Here is a 12748-nt window from a genome sequence, read left to right on the forward strand (position 1 = left end):
TTCTCGGCATTGAGAACGGCGGCGTCGTGGCCGCCGATTTTTTTCTCAGGCGCGCCGCTTTTCCGACAACGCCAGCCAGGCCTGCACCGACGGGCGCTGCCACTGCTTGTGCGCATAGTGGCGCACGCGCTCCGGCACCGGATCGCCGTGCATCACCAGCCGGTTGAGCATCAGCGCCAGATCGGTGTCGGCGATGCACCACTCCCTGAACAGATTGTCCTGCCCGTGGCTCAGCAGCTTTTCCACGGCGGCGATCAGTTTGCGCGCGGCCTCCTGCGCGGCTTCGGACAGCGGCGGGAACTTGCCGTTGTTGAACACCACTTCGGTCGAGCGCTCGGCGCGGATCGGCAGCAGATCGCTGCGCAGCCAGGCCTGGATCTCGCGCGCCTTGGCGCGCAGCTTCACGTCGCGCGGGTACACGGCGTGGGCCGGGTGGATGTCTTCCAGGTATTCGGCGATCGCCGAAGACTCCGAGAGCTGAAACTCGCCGATCGCCAGCGTCGGCACCCGGCGGGTGAGCGACAGCGCCGCGTAGGCCGCCTCTTTGTGCTCTTCTTTCGCCAGATCCACCGGCTTCACGGTGAACGGAATGCCTTTTTCCGTCAGCACGACAAAGGCGGACATGGCGTACGGGCTGAAAAATTCACTGTCGGTATAAAGCTCGATGATCGGTTGAGACATCGGCGGTTCCTCGGGGTTAAGGGGGGAACATTCATCATTGACGAGGGGAGGCTAAAAATCAATCTGTTAGCCTAAAAGTTCTTGGGTGGCGCGGCGTACGGCGCCGTGAGCTCCTTCAGGATGATGTGATATATTTGTTGCCAACACGTGAATTGAGCCGTATTGGGTAACATGAAGACGCAGTGGATAGAACGAGTAAAAGTGGGATGCGCGCGCCTGTGGCCGCACCCGCTGGCGGTGGGCAAACGAGAGATGCTGATTTCCAGCGTCGGCGCCGGTTTGGGGCTGATGCTCGCCGGCTGGATCAGCCACTTTATTTTGGGCGAGGTGAACCTGTGGTTTATCGCGCCGATGGGCGCCTCGGCGGTGCTGCTGTTCGGCGTGCCCAACAGCCCGCTGGCGCAGCCCTGGTCGATCGTCGGCGGCAATGCGCTGGCGGCGACGGTGGGTGTCAGCGCCGGTCTGCTGATCCCCGATCCGGGCCTGGCCTGCGGCGTTGCGGCGGCGGTGGCCATCGGCCTGATGTTCAAGCTGCGCTGCCTGCATCCTCCGGGTGGCGCGGTGGCGCTGACCGCCATCCTCGGCGGCCCCGGCATTCACCAGATGGGCTACCACTTCGTGCTGTACCCGGTGCTGCTGAACTCGGTGCTGCTGGCGGCGCTGGCCATTCTGTTCAATAACCTGGCCGGGCGACGCTACCCGCACGCGCTGGCGCCGGCGGAGGCCAAACCGGCCAATCTGCCGATCGATGCCGTTGCCATCACCCGCGCCGATCTGCACGAGGCGCTGATGGAGGGGGATCTGTTCGATATTGACGAGGACGATCTGCAGGAGATCCTGCTGCGCGCCGAGCAGCTGGCGCATCAGCGGCAAAGCAAGACCGCCTGATCAGCCCAGCGTTTTGCGGTAAAACACCACCCGCTCCGTTTCGGCAAAGCCCAGCGCCGCATGCAGGCGCTGGGAGTCCAGATTGGCGATGTCGGTATCCGACGCCAGCTCGCTGCACCCCTGTTGCTTCGCCCACTCCTGCACCTGTGCGATTAAGCGCGCGGCCCAGCCCTGGCGGCGCGCGCGCTCGACGGTATAAATCCCTTCCAAAAACGCCACCGGTGACGATTCGCAGCCGTTGACGTAATCGTAGCGCAGCGCGACCTCGGCAAAGCCAACGAAAGCGCCGTCCAGCCCCCGCGCCATAAACGCGGTGTGGTGCGGCGAAGCCAATATCTCGCGCATTTCCGCGCGGTGATCTTCAGGCGAGCTGGAGGGCCACAGCGCGGTGCGCAGCGCCAGCCAGGCGTCGAGGTTGTCGTGGTCGCAGTTGACGATCATGCGGGGCCCTTATGAGTCGGAATAAATCAGGAATGCCTAAAGAGAAGTGTGGCACGGCGGCGGGAAACAAAAAAGCCATCCCGGACAGAATGGCTTGTAAGGCTGTGAAAACAGCTAAAATTTGGTGGCCCCTGTTGGGTTTGAACCAACGACCAAGCGATTATGAGTCGCCTGCTCTAACCACTGAGCTAAGGGGCCAAGCCGCGAGATTATAGGGAATCCTTAAGCGGCGGTCTACTGTTACCCGCCCGTATGTTGCTTTTCTGCACAGTTCTAGCCTGTTGTAATTGCTGGCGGATTTTGCGATAACCGCAGTAAATCCCTGCAATGGACTCACGACACTCATGGAACTTCTGGCGCCTGACCTGCGGGTGGTGTTTTGCGGCATCAACCCCGGCCTTTCTTCCGCCCATCAGGGCTACCCTTTCGCCAACGGCAGCAATCGCTTCTGGAAGGTGATCCATCAGGCTGGCTTTACCGAGCGCCAGCTGGCGCCGGAGCAGTGGCAGCTGCTGAAGGATAACGGCTGCGGCATTACCGCGCTGGTGGCGCGCCCGACGGTGGCGGCCAGCGAGCTGTCGCGCGACGAGCTGCGCAGCGGCGGCGAGGTGCTGCAAGAGAAAATCCTGCGCTATCAGCCGCGCGCGCTGGCGATTTTGGGCAAGCAGGCGTTTACCACCGCCTTCGGGGTGAAAAACGCGCCCTGGGGCAAGCAGGCGCTGATGCTGGGGGAAACCGAGGTGTGGGTATTGCCCAACCCCAGCGGATTGAATCGCGCCACGCTGGAGCAGCTTACCGCCAGCTATCGCGAGCTGTTCCTGGCGTTGCAATGATGCGGCGGGGCGTATTCAGGGCATAAAAAAACCCCGGCAGGCCGGGGTTTTTGTTTTGGGTGCGGCAGCCGGACTTAGTCGTCCAGGAAGCTGCGCAGCACTTCGGAGCGGCTTGGGTGACGCAGCTTGCGCAGCGCCTTGGCTTCGATCTGACGAATACGCTCACGGGTAACGTCAAACTGCTTGCCTACCTCTTCCAGCGTGTGGTCGGTGTTCATATCGATGCCGAAACGCATGCGCAGCACTTTCGCTTCGCGCGCGGTCAGGCCGGCCAGCACGTCGTGGGTGGCGGAGCGCAGGCTTTCCGAGGTCGCGGAGTCCAGCGGCAGCTCGAGGGTGGTATCCTCGATGAAATCACCCAGATGCGAATCTTCGTCGTCGCCGATCGGCGTTTCCATCGAGATTGGCTCTTTGGCGATCTTCAGCACCTTGCGGATCTTGTCTTCCGGCATCAGCATACGCTCTGCCAGCTCTTCCGGCGTCGGCTCGCGGCCCATCTCTTGCAGCATCTGGCGCGAAATACGGTTGAGCTTGTTGATGGTCTCAATCATATGCACCGGAATACGGATGGTGCGCGCCTGGTCGGCGATGGAGCGGGTGATAGCCTGACGGATCCACCAGGTGGCGTACGTCGAGAACTTGTAGCCGCGGCGGTATTCGAACTTGTCTACCGCTTTCATCAGGCCGATGTTGCCTTCCTGGATCAGATCCAGGAACTGCAGGCCGCGGTTGGTGTATTTCTTGGCGATAGAAATAACCAGACGCAGGTTGGCCTCAACCATCTCTTTTTTCGCGCGGCGGGCTTTCGCTTCACCGATCGACATGCGACGGTTGATGTCTTTGACCTGCTCGATGGTCAGGCCGGTTTCTTCTTCGATCTGACGCAGTTTCTGCAGGCTGCGCTGCACGTCTTCAGCCACGTCTTTCAGCTTTTCCGACCATGGCTTGGCCATCGCCAGCGCGGCTTCGAACCAGGAATCGCTGGTTTCGTTGCCGGCGAACAGGGTGACGAAGTTTTTCTTCGGCATTTTGCACTGTTCAACGCACAGCTTCATGATGATGCGTTCCTGGGTGCGAACCCGGTCCATCATGGTGCGCATGCTGTTGACCAGGAAGTCGAACTGCTTCGGCACCAGGCGGAACTGCTTGAACACTTCAGACAGCTTCAGGATCTCGTCCGCGGCGCTGGCGTGGCTGCGGCCGTTCTTCTTGATCACCAGACGCGTCGCTTCATACTGATCGCGCAGCTCGGCGAACTTCTGACGCGCCAGCTCAGGATCGATGCTGTTGTCGTCTTCGGTATCGTCGTCTTCGTCGTCTTCATCTTCTTCGTCGTCGTCTTGCTCTTCGCTCGACAGTTCAGAACCGATGTGGGTGGCGGTTGGGGCGATGTCCTCTTCCGCGTTAGGATCGACGAAGCCGGTGATCAGATCGGACAGGCGCGCTTCGCCCGCTTCGACGCGATCGTACTGCTCAAGCAGGTAGGTAATGGCTTCCGGGTATTCGGCAACCGAGCACTGCACCTGGTTGATGCCGTCTTCGATGCGCTTGGCGATGTCAATTTCGCCTTCGCGCGTCAGCAGTTCGACGGTACCCATTTCGCGCATGTACATGCGCACCGGGTCGGTGGTGCGGCCGATTTCGGATTCCACGCTGGACAGAACCTGTGCGGCGGCTTCTTCCGCATCTTCGTCCGTGCTGTTCGAGTTTTCGGCGAGCAGCAGGTCATCGGCGTCCGGTGCTTCTTCCATCACCTGGATGCCCATGTCGTTAATCATCTGGATGATGTCTTCGATCTGATCGGAGTCGACGATATCTTCCGGCAGATGGTCATTGACCTCAGCATAGGTCAGATAGCCTTGCTCCTTACCACGGGTGACAAGTAGCTTCAGCTGTGACTGCGGGTTTTGCTCCATAAGACGGTATCCACACTTCAGAGTATTTAGGTTGGTGTCGGTCGGCGAAACCGCCAACAATAGCATTTGGGGCGTTTTCGTTATCGCCGCGGCCCACTATGGCGGCACTGTGCAGGGCTCTGCCCTCGCAATTATCGGCACTTAAGCCGTTTGGTATTCAGTTTTTCTTCGCTAAAACCTGGTTGAGAGAACGGACTTCTTCACGTTCCTCCGGGCTCAGGCCGCGCGTTCTGGCCTGGGCGATCAGCGTTTCCAGCCGTTGCTCGAGCACCGAGTCGTACAGGCTGGCCAACGTATCCAAAAAGGTCTGTTCGACCATGTCCTCAACGATCATATGGTTCCATGTCGCCAAGGTTTCAAGCTGCTGGCTGAATTTGTTGTCGCGATACAGCTCCAGCAATTGCCCGGTCGTCAGGCCCGGCTGCGCCAAACAGGTCTGCACCAGTTCGACGAACAGCGGCAATCCCGCCTGTTTGGTCTGCTCCAGCCCTTCAAGCGAAGGGATAAGTGTAGCCAACTGCGGATTTTGCACCAGTAACCCTATCAGTATACGCATGGTTGTGCGTTTTAGCTGGGGCGCCTGATAAGGATTCGCATTTTCCGCCTGCTTGGGCATCAGCTTGTCGAGCTGGCTGTCGTCCAGCAGCCCCAGCTTGTTGCCGAGCTCCTGACGCAGGTACAAGCGCAACGTTTCGCCCGGCACCTGAGTAATCAGCGGCAGCGCCAGCGTGCTCAGCTTGGCGCGCCCGTCCGGGCTGCTCAGATCCACCTGCGGCAGCAGGCTTTCGAACAGGAACGTGGACAGCGGCTGCGCCTGCTCCATTCGCTGTTCGAAGGCTTCTTTGCCTTCCTTGCGCACCAGGGTGTCCGGATCTTCGCCGTCGGGCAAAAACATGAACCGCAGCTGGCGCCCGTCGTTCAGGTACGGCAGCGCGGTTTCCAGCGCCCGCCATGCCGCCTCGCGGCCGGCGCGGTCGCCGTCGTAACAGCAGACGACGTTGTCGGTGGCGCGGAACAGCAGCTGAATGTGTTCAGCCGTCGTCGAGGTTCCGAGCGAGGCGACGGCATAATCGATGCCGAATTGCGCCAACGCCACCACGTCCATATACCCTTCCACCACCAGCAGCCGCTGGAGGGTAGGGTGGTTCTGCTGTGCTTCATACAGGCCGTACAGCTGGCGGCCCTTATGGAAAACTTCGGTTTCCGGCGAGTTCAGGTACTTCGGCATACCGTCACCCAATACGCGGCCGCCGAAGGCGATCACGCGCCCGCGCTTGTCGCGGATGGGGAACATCACCCGTTCACGGAAACGGTCGTACGAACGCCCCTGATCGTTAGTCACCAGCATGCCGGCATCGTTCAATGCGCGGCGCGAGTCGGCGTCGCGGCCGAAACGCTTCAGGGCGTTGTCCCATCCCGCCGGCGCGAAGCCGATGGCGAAATGGCGAATAACGTCGTCACTTAATCCGCGCTGCTGCAAATAGCTGCGTGCCGGTGCCCCGGAGGACTGCTGCAGTGACTGTTGATAGAACGCGCTGAGCTGCTCCATCAGTTGGTACAGGCTCTGGCGCTGATGGCGTTCGATCTGGGTTGGCCCGGTGCCCGCTTCGTAAGGCACTTCCAGCCCGTGCATGGTCGCCAGCTCTTCGATGGTTTCGACAAACTCGAGTCGGTCGTAATTCATCAAAAAATCGACGGCGTTGCCGTGCGCACCACACCCAAAACAGTGATAAAACTGCTTTTCGCCATTAACGGTAAAGGAAGGCGTCTTTTCGTGGTGGAACGGACAGCACGCGTGGTAGTTCTTGCCTTGCTTCTTGAGCTTCACGCGAGCGTCGATCAAGTCGACGATGTCGGTGCGAGCCAGCAAGTCATTGATAAATACGCGCGGAATTCGTCCAGCCATAAGCCCTTACTTCATTAGCCTATAAACGAGAACAAGCCGCGCATTCCTTTCGGAAAGCACGGCCTTCGTATGCAACTACTCGGTCTGCGCGATTTTGAAAATCAGAAATTCACGCGATGGGGTTGCCCCCGAAGAATTAATACAGACGAGTGCGGCGTGCGTTTTCGCGAGCCAGTTTCTTCGCGTGACGTTTCACAGCAGAAGCTTTAGCGCGTTTACGTTCGGTAGTTGGTTTTTCATAAAACTCACGACGACGAACTTCAGCTAAAACACCTGCTTTTTCGCAAGAGCGTTTGAAACGACGCAGAGCAACGTCAAATGGCTCGTTTTCACGTACTTTAATTACCGGCATGTGCCTCTCACCTCAATAAAATTCGGTTTGTTGCTGGCCAAGCGCCAGCCTTTTCAAAATGGTGCGGAATTTTACTCCAATGGATGCTGCTTTGTAAAGCATCACCGCAAATTGAAACCCGCGTCGCTCTGCCGCAACGTGCGCAATTTTGCACCGGGCGCTGATTATAGACTAATCAGAAAAAAATGCTCGTGTTTAATCGCCTGGGCATTTTCTGGATGAATCATCGACATAGGTGCGAGCCGGTGACAAGATGCGCGGCACCGGCGGTAAATGCGGCGGAATGTGGTAGACTGGCGGCCGCACGTGAATGATGGGAAATGTAATGCGAGTACTGGGTATAGAAACGTCCTGCGATGAAACCGGAATTGCAGTGTATGACGATCAAACCGGTTTGTTGGCCAACCAATTATACAGCCAGGTGAAGCTGCACGCCGACTACGGCGGCGTGGTGCCGGAACTGGCCTCGCGCGATCACGTGCGCAAAACCGTGCCGCTGATTCAGGCGGCGCTGAAAGAGGCCAACCTGACTCCGGCCGACATCGACGGCGTGGCCTACACCGCCGGGCCGGGCCTGGTGGGGGCGCTGCTGGTCGGCGCTACCGTGGGGCGCGCGCTGGCGTTCGCCTGGAACGTGCCGGCGGTGCCGGTGCACCATATGGAAGGCCACCTGCTGGCGCCGATGCTGGAAGATAACCCGCCGGCGTTCCCGTTCGTCGCGCTGCTGGTCTCCGGCGGCCATACTCAGCTGATCAGCGTCACCGGCATCGGTGAGTATGAACTGCTGGGCGAATCGATCGACGATGCGGCCGGCGAAGCGTTCGACAAAACCGCCAAGCTGCTCGGCCTGGATTACCCCGGCGGGCCGATGCTGTCGAAGATGGCGCAGCAGGGCACGGCGGGGCGTTTCACTTTCCCGCGGCCGATGACCGATCGTCCGGGCCTGGACTTCAGCTTCTCCGGGCTGAAAACCTTCGCCGCCAACACCATTCGCTCCAACGGCAACGACGATCAGACGCGTGCCGACATCGCCCGCGCCTTCGAGGATGCGGTGGTGGACACGCTGGCAATCAAGTGCAAACGCGCGCTGGAGCAGACCGGTTTCAAACGCCTGGTGATGGCTGGCGGCGTGAGCGCCAACCGCACGTTGCGCGCCAAGCTGGCGGAGATGATGCACAAGCGCGGTGGGGAAGTATTCTATGCCCGCCCGGAATTTTGCACCGACAACGGCGCGATGATCGCCTATGCCGGCATGGTGCGCCTGAAGAGCGGTGCCAACCCGGAGCTGAGCGTTTCGGTGCGGCCGCGCTGGCCGCTGGCGGAACTGCCTGCGGTATAAAGCAAAGGGCCGGATAATCCGGCCCTTCTGTTATTCGTCTTTCGGCTGGTCGCCGTTATCCGCATCCGCCTGGTTTTTCTTCTTGCGGAACTTGCCCCAGATCTTGCCTTCCTGGCCGCGCCACAGGCGCTGAATATTGTCGTGATGCCGCATCAGGATCAGGCAGGAGAGCATCGCCACCGGGAAGGTGAACTGCGGTTTGAACCACCAGACGTAGAACGGGGCGATCAGCGCGCTGACGATGGCGCCGAGCGAAGAGTAGCCGCTGAGCAGCACCGTCAGCAGCCAGGTGCCGGTCATCAGGCCGGTCAGATCCCAGCCGATAGGCGCGATGGCGCCAAACGCCGTCGCTACGCCTTTACCGCCGCGGAAGTGGAAGAACACCGGATAGATGTGCCCCAGGCAGGCAGCGATCGCCGTCAGGCCGAGGTACAGCGGCGGCACATCGAGTTTGTAGGCCAGCCAGACCGGCAACATCCCTTTCAGAATATCGAATACCAGCACCGCCGCTGCCGCCAGCCGGCCGCCGATGCGCAGGACGTTGGTCGCCCCGGGATTTCCTGAGCCATGTTCACGCGGATCCGGCAGCCTGGCGATCCGGCAAACCAGGATCGCGCTGGAAATCGAGCCGCACAGATACGCGAAGATAATCATGCCAAGCGCGGTAGCACTCATAACGCGGTTCCGTTTAATAATGGTCGTTTTACTCGCAACATCTATGGATAATACGCACATTCCGCTGGAAGTGGTATCCGGCAAGGCCAAAAACAGAGAATGACGTGATGGATATCGTATTTATTGAAGAGCTTACCGTAATTACCACCATTGGCGTTTATGAGTGGGAACAGGGCATTCGTCAGAAGCTGGTGTTCGATATCGAAATGGGCTGGGATAACCGGCCGGCCGCCGCCAGCGACGACGTAACTGACTGTCTGAGCTATGCCGACGTCAGCGACGCCGTGATCCAGCACGTAGAGTCGAACCGTTTTGCGCTGGTGGAGCGAGTGGCAGAGGAAATATCTGAAATTTTGCTTCAGCGCTTCAATTCCCCCTGGGTCCGTATTAAGGTCAGCAAACCGGGCGCTGTAGCACATGCCAGTCGGGTCGGCGTGATCATCGAGCGCGGCACTCGTCCCGCATGATTTTATGTCATCTGCTTGCAACGAAAGACCGTTAACCTGGTCTTAATCCTGAGAATTGTTTTAGCGGCATTGTCTTTAAGCATTGCCGCTTTTTTATGTGATAGCCGTTATTTTATGGGGTGAGCGAAGCACATGGCAGACATGCATTCACTGTTTATTGCGTTTGTTCTTGGGGTTGTCGAGGGATTAACCGAATTTCTGCCGGTTTCTTCCACCGGGCATATGATCATCGTCGGCGAGTGGCTGGGCTTTACCGGCGACAAAGCCAAAACCTTTGAAGTCATTATCCAGCTGGGGTCGATCCTGGCCGTAGTCGTGATGTTCTGGCGCCGGCTGTTCGGCCTGATCGGCATCCATTTCGGCGGCAAGCCGGTGGAGCACGAGGGCAAAACCAGTGGCCAGCTGAAGCTGGGGCACATCCTGTTGGCGATGATCCCGGCGGTGGTGCTGGGCCTGGCCTTCCATGATTTCATCAAGTCGCTGTTCGCGCCGAAAAACGTGATGTACGCGTTGGTGGTCGGCGGCCTGCTGCTGTTGGCGGCGGAATGGCTGAAGCCGAAGAAACCGAGCGCGGAAGGGCTGGATGACATCACCTACCGCCAGGCGTTCATGATCGGCTGCTTCCAGTGCCTGGCGCTGTGGCCGGGCTTCTCCCGTTCGGGTTCCACTATCGCCGGCGGTATGCTGGTGGGCGTGAACCGCTATGCGGCGTCCGAGTTCTCCTTCATCCTGGCGGTGCCGATGATGATTGGCGCCAGCGGCCTGGATCTGTACAAGAGCCTGCACTTCCTGACCTGGGGCGATCTGCCGATGTTTGCCGTCGGTTTCATTACGGCCTTCGTGGTGGCGCTGATTGCGATCAAGACCTTCCTGTCGCTGATCAAACGCATCTCGTTCGTGCCGTTCGCCATCTACCGCTTTATCGTGGCAGCCGTGGTTTACATGGTATTCCTGTAAGCCCGACGCCAAGAAAAAACCCCGCTCTGCGGGGTTTTTTTATGCCTGATCGTTGATAATCGTTTGGCTGAGCTTCCAATCGGCCAGCGCCTGCTGGCGGCGGCGTTTGAGCTCGTCGCGGATCGCGGTGCCCTGTAGCCCGCTGGCCACCACTTCTTTGATAGATACCGCGTTCGCCACCTGATACGCCTGGCGCAGATAGTCACCCTGTGGATAAGGGTTCTCCTCAAAGCCGGTGCGGCCGCGCGCGTCCGCTTCGCTGGTCAGGATCATCTGCTCCAGCCTCTGGGGCTTGCGCCAGACGTCGATGGCGTCGAACAGCTTCAGCAGGGTTTCCGGCCGCAGCTTGTTCACGGTGTGGATCAGGTCATGGTACTCGGCCACCAGCTTGCTCAGATCGCGCACCGGGTTGGGCACCCGCAGCCGCTGGCACAGGGCTTCGACCAGCCGCACGCCCGCCGGGCCGTGGCCGTGGTGATGCGGCCAGAATTCTTTCGGCGTCAATCCTTTGCCGAGATCATGGCACAGGGTGGCGAAGCGCACGTCCACCTCCGGCGTGAGGCGGGCGGCAATCGCCAGCGCCATCAGCGTGTGCACGCCGGTGTCGATCTCCGGGTGCCACTTGGCGGGGGCCGGTACGCCGAACAGCGCGTCGATTTCCGGGAACAGCACTGCCAGCGCATCGCAGTCGCGCAACACCTGAAAATAGACCTGCGGGCTCTGGCTTTGCAGCGCCTTTTCGGTTTCCTTCCAGACACGTTCGGCGGTCAGCGCAGCCAGTTCACCGCCGTGCGCCATTTGGCGCATCAGCGCGAGCGTTTCGTCGGCGATGTGAAAACCCAGATGGGCGAAGCGAGCGGCGAAGCGGGCCACGCGCAGCACGCGCAGCGGATCTTCGCCGAACGCGTCGGAAACGTGGCGCAGCACGCGCGCCTGCAGATCGGCCACGCCGCCGTAAGGATCAATCAGTTCCCCTTCGGCGGAGCGGGCGATGGCGTTGATGGTCAGATCGCGCCGCAGCAGATCTTCTTCCAGCGTCACGTCCGGCGCGGCATAGCAGGTAAAACCGGTATACCCCTGGCCGGATTTGCGCTCGGTGCGCGCCAGCGCGTACTCCTCATGAGAATCGGGGTTGAGGAACACCGGGAAATCTTTGCCGACCTGCTGATAACCCAATGCCAGCAGCTCCGCCGGCGTAGCGCCCACCACCACCCAATCATGATCGACCACCGGGATGTTGAGCAGGCTGTCGCGAACGGCGCCGCCGACCAGATAAATCTGCACTGTTGACTCCTGAATATCGTGTAAGGCTCTGTCTATCAGATTACATGAATTGGCCGCGGGATGTCGGCACCAATGAAAAGGGCGCCCGCAGGCGCCCATACTCAAACTGAACGATACTGAGATCAGTTCATCCAGCGGTTGTTGTTCTTGCGGCGCGGGATCAGGTGCGGCAACAGCAGGCCCAGCAGCAAACCGACGCCGGCGACGCCGCCGCCGTACATGAACCACTGCAGGATAATGGTGCGCTGCTTGTCGTCGAGCTGCAGGTTAACGGCGTTGACCTTCTTCTGCGCGACCACCAGCTGGTTTTTCAGATCCTGGTTTTCCTTCTGCAGGCTGCTGATGGTGCTGTCGCTGCCCGCGACTTTCTCCTGCATTTCCGAGGTGCGCTGGTTCCAGGTGTTGTCGATGTTGGCCAGCTTGTCGGTCAGGGTTTTCACCTGCTGTTCCAGCTCGGGCACGCGAGTGCGCAGGCTTGGCGTCTGGCTGAGCTGGTCGAGCGGGATCCAGGTGGTGCGGCCTTTCGGATCGCGGATCTGGCCGTAGTTGGTGCTGTCGTTGACGCTCAGCAGGGTGACTTCTTCACCGGCGTTCAGAGTGCCGACAATACGGTACTGATTACCTGGGCCGCTATGGACGTAAGTGCTTAACTCATCGGAGATATAGCGTTTATCTTCGGCATGTGCGGCCCAAGTGATGCTGAAGCTCAGCGCGGCAAGGCAAATCAGGCGTAATTTCTGCATTAGTTCATCGTTTCTGGGTGAATTTATGGAACGATAGTAGAGCGTTCAGTCTGACGACGCAACGCCAAAACCGGAATGAGAACTATCTTACTGTGGCTGATTCTGTGAGTTGCGCAGCGTTTTATAACGTAACAGGTTTTTTCTACAGTTAGCAGGGTTAAGGCGCCGGGAATCGCGGTAAGATAATGGCAACTGTGCGTCATTGGGCAGCATACGGCGGGCCGAACGCGCCGCGCTGAAACTGACGCGAATGCGTAACTTATTGG

The 12748-nt window shown here is 59.6% G+C and carries 13 protein-coding genes and 1 tRNA gene; 5 read left to right on the top strand and 9 right to left on the bottom strand.

All coding sequences use genetic code 11. The features are described 5' to 3' along the window. Window positions 1–45 precede the first annotated feature (45 nt). Window positions 46–681 (bottom strand): glutathione transferase, encoded by a 636-nt coding sequence (gene yfcF, locus AWX27_RS20575; RefSeq protein ID WP_060424737.1) that lies wholly within the window; start codon window positions 679–681, stop codon window positions 46–48. A 171-nt stretch (window positions 682–852) separates the two neighbouring features. Between yfcF and AWX27_RS20580 the strand changes: the two genes are divergently transcribed. Next, window positions 853–1569 carry an HPP family protein gene (locus tag AWX27_RS20580; protein WP_060388247.1) on the top strand — a complete coding sequence of 239 codons (717 nt, stop codon included), beginning with the start codon at window positions 853–855 and terminating at the stop codon, window positions 1567–1569. Here the strand turns inward: AWX27_RS20580 and aac(6') are convergent, their stop codons facing one another. Both aac(6') and AWX27_RS20590 read right to left on the bottom strand, forming a co-directional pair. Next, window positions 1570–2010 (bottom strand): aminoglycoside 6'-N-acetyltransferase, encoded by a 441-nt coding sequence (gene aac(6'), locus AWX27_RS20585; RefSeq protein ID WP_060422871.1) that lies wholly within the window; start codon window positions 2008–2010, stop codon window positions 1570–1572. A 122-nt stretch (window positions 2011–2132) separates the two neighbouring features. Next, a tRNA-Ile gene (locus tag AWX27_RS20590) sits at window positions 2133–2208 on the bottom strand. 146 nt (window positions 2209–2354) lie between these two features. Here AWX27_RS20590 and mug point away from each other — a divergent pair. Continuing rightward, entirely contained in the window at window positions 2355–2843 is a 489-nt protein-coding gene (gene mug, locus AWX27_RS20595) for a G/U mismatch-specific DNA glycosylase (RefSeq protein WP_060424741.1), read from the top strand. Window positions 2844–2917: 74 nt separating this feature from the next. On the opposite strand, the gene rpoD is transcribed toward mug, so the two are convergent. The 3 genes from rpoD to rpsU all read right to left on the bottom strand — a co-directional run bounded on the left by rpoD (window position 2918) and on the right by rpsU (window position 7017). Continuing rightward, window positions 2918–4759: an RNA polymerase sigma factor RpoD gene (rpoD, locus tag AWX27_RS20600; protein ID WP_004937194.1), complete on the bottom strand. Its 1842-nt coding sequence runs from the start codon at window positions 4757–4759 to the stop codon at window positions 2918–2920. Window positions 4760–4916: 157 nt separating this feature from the next. Next, complete coding sequence (gene dnaG, locus AWX27_RS20605) at window positions 4917–6665, bottom strand: DNA primase (RefSeq protein WP_025304325.1); 1749 nt, start codon at window positions 6663–6665, stop codon at window positions 4917–4919. 136 nt (window positions 6666–6801) lie between these two features. Continuing rightward, entirely contained in the window at window positions 6802–7017 is a 216-nt protein-coding gene (gene rpsU / locus AWX27_RS24760; RefSeq protein ID WP_001144069.1) for a 30S ribosomal protein S21, read from the bottom strand. 325 nt (window positions 7018–7342) lie between these two features. On the opposite strand from rpsU, the gene tsaD reads away from it, so the two are divergent. Continuing rightward, window positions 7343–8356 (top strand): tRNA (adenosine(37)-N6)-threonylcarbamoyltransferase complex transferase subunit TsaD, encoded by a 1014-nt coding sequence (tsaD, locus tag AWX27_RS20610; protein WP_033654813.1) that lies wholly within the window; start codon window positions 7343–7345, stop codon window positions 8354–8356. Window positions 8357–8386: 30 nt separating this feature from the next. Here the strand turns inward: tsaD and plsY are convergent, their stop codons facing one another. After that, window positions 8387–9031, bottom strand: a complete 645-nt coding sequence (gene plsY / locus AWX27_RS20615) for a glycerol-3-phosphate 1-O-acyltransferase PlsY (RefSeq protein WP_047729813.1) — start codon at window positions 9029–9031, stop codon at window positions 8387–8389. Between the two features lie 107 nt (window positions 9032–9138). Here plsY and folB point away from each other — a divergent pair, with 107 nt between their 5' ends. Further along, window positions 9139–9498, top strand: coding sequence for a bifunctional dihydroneopterin aldolase/7,8-dihydroneopterin epimerase (gene folB / locus AWX27_RS20620; protein WP_019453081.1), 360 nt, complete (start codon window positions 9139–9141; stop codon window positions 9496–9498). Between the two features lie 132 nt (window positions 9499–9630). Then, window positions 9631–10455 carry an undecaprenyl-diphosphate phosphatase gene (gene bacA, locus AWX27_RS20625; protein WP_025160107.1) on the top strand — a complete coding sequence of 275 codons (825 nt, stop codon included), beginning with the start codon at window positions 9631–9633 and terminating at the stop codon, window positions 10453–10455. Window positions 10456–10494: 39 nt separating this feature from the next. Here the strand turns inward: bacA and AWX27_RS20630 are convergent, their stop codons facing one another. Together AWX27_RS20630 and AWX27_RS20635 are read right to left on the bottom strand one after the other, a co-directional pair. Beyond that, window positions 10495–11739, bottom strand: a complete 1245-nt coding sequence (locus tag AWX27_RS20630; RefSeq protein ID WP_060424743.1) for a multifunctional CCA addition/repair protein — start codon at window positions 11737–11739, stop codon at window positions 10495–10497. A 122-nt stretch (window positions 11740–11861) separates the two neighbouring features. Further along, complete coding sequence (locus AWX27_RS20635) at window positions 11862–12482, bottom strand: TIGR04211 family SH3 domain-containing protein (protein WP_019453078.1); 621 nt, start codon at window positions 12480–12482, stop codon at window positions 11862–11864. Between the last annotated feature and the right edge of the window lie 266 nt (window positions 12483–12748).

The sequence above is a fragment of the Serratia sp. 2880STDY5682894 genome (assembly GCF_001537385.1).
GTDB lineage: Bacteria > Pseudomonadota > Gammaproteobacteria > Enterobacterales > Enterobacteriaceae > Serratia > Serratia nevei.

Coding starts and splice junctions, on each gene's coding strand:
- folB (WP_019453081.1), top strand. CDS start 9,139: ATGGATATCGTATTTATTGAAGAGCTTACCGTAATTACCACCATTGGC.
- bacA (WP_025160107.1), top strand. CDS start 9,631: ATGGCAGACATGCATTCACTGTTTATTGCGTTTGTTCTTGGGGTTGTC.
- AWX27_RS20580 (WP_060388247.1), top strand. CDS start 853: ATGAAGACGCAGTGGATAGAACGAGTAAAAGTGGGATGCGCGCGCCTG.
- dnaG (WP_025304325.1), bottom strand. CDS start 6,665: ATGGCTGGACGAATTCCGCGCGTATTTATCAATGACTTGCTGGCTCGC.
- rpoD (WP_004937194.1), bottom strand. CDS start 4,759: ATGGAGCAAAACCCGCAGTCACAGCTGAAGCTACTTGTCACCCGTGGT.
- plsY (WP_047729813.1), bottom strand. CDS start 9,031: ATGAGTGCTACCGCGCTTGGCATGATTATCTTCGCGTATCTGTGCGGC.
- yfcF (WP_060424737.1), bottom strand. CDS start 681: ATGTCTCAACCGATCATCGAGCTTTATACCGACAGTGAATTTTTCAGC.
- rpsU (WP_001144069.1), bottom strand. CDS start 7,017: ATGCCGGTAATTAAAGTACGTGAAAACGAGCCATTTGACGTTGCTCTG.
- AWX27_RS20635 (WP_019453078.1), bottom strand. CDS start 12,482: ATGCAGAAATTACGCCTGATTTGCCTTGCCGCGCTGAGCTTCAGCATC.
- mug (WP_060424741.1), top strand. CDS start 2,355: ATGGAACTTCTGGCGCCTGACCTGCGGGTGGTGTTTTGCGGCATCAAC.
- tsaD (WP_033654813.1), top strand. CDS start 7,343: ATGCGAGTACTGGGTATAGAAACGTCCTGCGATGAAACCGGAATTGCA.